Origin of the sequence: Microvirga sp. 2TAF3 (assembly GCF_052114965.1) — a bacterium.
Taxonomy (GTDB): domain Bacteria; phylum Pseudomonadota; class Alphaproteobacteria; order Rhizobiales; family Beijerinckiaceae; genus Microvirga.
The window spans coordinates 1-356 of the sequence record NZ_JBFRFT010000076.1 but is presented as its reverse complement, the minus strand read 5'-3'; the positions used below and the strand labels follow the sequence as shown (position 1 = coordinate 356).

Annotated in this window: 1 protein-coding gene; it reads right to left on the bottom strand. The window is 70.5% G+C overall.

All coding sequences use genetic code 11. The features are described from left to right. The coding region (locus AB4Y97_RS21080; protein WP_442000988.1) for a class I SAM-dependent methyltransferase at positions 1-356 on the bottom strand (356 nt) is incomplete at both ends.

The following is a 356-nucleotide window of genomic DNA, read 5'->3' as shown; positions in this document are numbered from 1 at the left end:
GTTCGGCCTCATAGGGAAGGTGCCGGTTGGCGACCAGCCACAGCACGCCGCCGGTCTTCAGCAGGGCCGCCGCCTGACGGATGAAGTTCTGGCCCAGACGCCGGTCCTCGGTCCCGCCGTCGTGGAAGGGCGGATTGCTGACGATGAAGTTCAGTTCGCCCGCCGTCTCAAGGGTCCGCACATCGGCCCATTCGAAAGCGACGCGCGGGTCCTCGACGTTCTTCCTGGCCGCCGCCAGCGCGCGCCGGTCGATGTCGATCAGACGCAGGCTCGTCACCGCCGGCGAGCGCAGCGCCACCAGCGACAGCGCTCCGAAGCCGCAGCCCAGATCGGCGCCCGCGCCCTTCAGCGGCGGC